This window comes from Bifidobacterium sp. UBA6881, assembly GCA_002451435.1.
Classification (GTDB): Bacteria; Actinomycetota; Actinomycetes; order Actinomycetales; family Bifidobacteriaceae; genus Bifidobacterium.
The window spans coordinates 260-1,711 of sequence record DKCF01000003.1 but is presented as its reverse complement, the minus strand read 5'-3'; the positions used below and the strand labels follow the sequence as shown (position 1 = coordinate 1,711).

The 1,452-nt window shown below is 63.4% G+C and carries 2 protein-coding genes; both read right to left on the bottom strand.

Features of this window, described 5'->3' with window-relative positions:
* Positions 1-989, bottom strand: a 989-nt coding sequence (locus B3C64_RS00090; protein ID WP_291532872.1) for an amidase, incomplete at its 3' end; no start/stop codon positions are given.
* Between the two features lies 1 nt (position 990).
* The gene (gene gatC / locus B3C64_RS00085; RefSeq protein WP_291532871.1) at positions 991-1,287 is read right to left on the bottom strand and encodes an Asp-tRNA(Asn)/Glu-tRNA(Gln) amidotransferase subunit GatC; all 297 of its coding nucleotides are present in this window, start codon (positions 1,285-1,287) and stop codon (positions 991-993) included.
* Between the last annotated feature and the right edge of the window lie 165 nt (positions 1,288-1,452).

The following is a 1,452-nucleotide window of genomic DNA, read 5'->3' as shown; positions in this document are numbered from 1 at the left end:
GCCAGGTTGGAGCTCACCTCGGACGGCATGATGATGTAGTAGGCGCCAAGGGAGTACGGCAGATGCGGCAGGGACACCTCGGTGACCTCCGCGCCCATTTCCTCAAGCTTCTTCACGCCCTCGTTGAAACGGGCCGTGACGCCGGGCTGGAAGCCCTCGCCGCCGAGTTCCTTGATGAGACCGACCTTCAGTCCCTTCAGGTCGCGCTTCAGACCTTCACGGGCGGCCTTCACCGTCGGACGCGGGCCTTCCGGAATGGAGGTGGAATCACGCTTGTCGTGGCCGCCGATCACTTCCTGCAGCAGTGCCGCATCAAGCACGGAACGGGAGCACGGACCGATCTGGTCGAGCGAGGAGGCCATGGCGATGGCGCCGAAACGGGAGACGCCGCCATAGGTCGGCTTGACGCCGACGGTACCGGTCAGCGAGCCCGGCTGGCGAATGGAGCCGCCGGTATCGGTGCCCAGTGCGAGCGGGGCTTCGAACGCGGCCACCGCAGCCGCGGAACCACCGCCGGAACCGCCCGGCACACGCTCGGTATCCCACGGGTTGTGGGTGGTCTGGTAGGCGGAATGCTCGGTGGATGAACCCTGCGCGAATTCATCAAGGTTGGTCTTGCCCAGCAACGGCATGCCGGCGGCCTTGAGTTTCGTGATAACGGTGGCGTCGTACGGCGGCACCCAGCCTTCGAGGATCTTGGAGGCGGCGGTGGTCTCGATGCCCTTGGTGACGATCATGTCCTTGATGGCGATCGGCACGCCGGCGAGTTCCGGAAGCTGGGCCTTCTCCTCATCGGACTTGGCGTCGAAGGCGTCGGCCTGCTCGAGGGCCTGGTCGGCGGAGACCTTCAGGAAGGCCTTGACGCTCGGTTCTGCGGCTTCGATGACCTTCAGATGGGCTTCGACCAGCTCGCGGCTGGAGACTTCCTTGGCCCTGATCTTGGCCGCCATCTCGGCGGCGGAAAGCTTGACGAGTTCAGTGGTGCTCATATCACTCCTGTCCCAGAATGCGCGGTGCGACGAACATGCCGGCCTCGGAAACCGGGGCGCCTGCGGTCGCTTCTTCCTGAGTCAGCGGCGTCTCCGGGACGTCCGGACGCAGGTAGGCTTCCAGCGGAATCGGGTTCGCGGTCGGTTCCACATCATCGGTAGCGACTTCCTGAACCTTGTTGATGGATTCGGCGATGACGTTCAGATCGCCCTGCAGACGGGTGATTTCCTCATCCGTCAGTGCGATTCGGGCCAAATCGCCCAAATGCACGATTTCTTCTTTGGTGAAAGTAGGCATGCCCCTAACAGTAACGCGTCTGTGTGACGAGCGCATGGCCGGCTTCGGGTCCGCAAGGCCTAGTCACCAGCCGGCTTGTCTCGCCCACACCAACCAGCGAAAGACCCCAAATCATCCAGTCGGTGGAGGAATCCAGCCGCTTGCAAACGTCCCATACGACCAAGT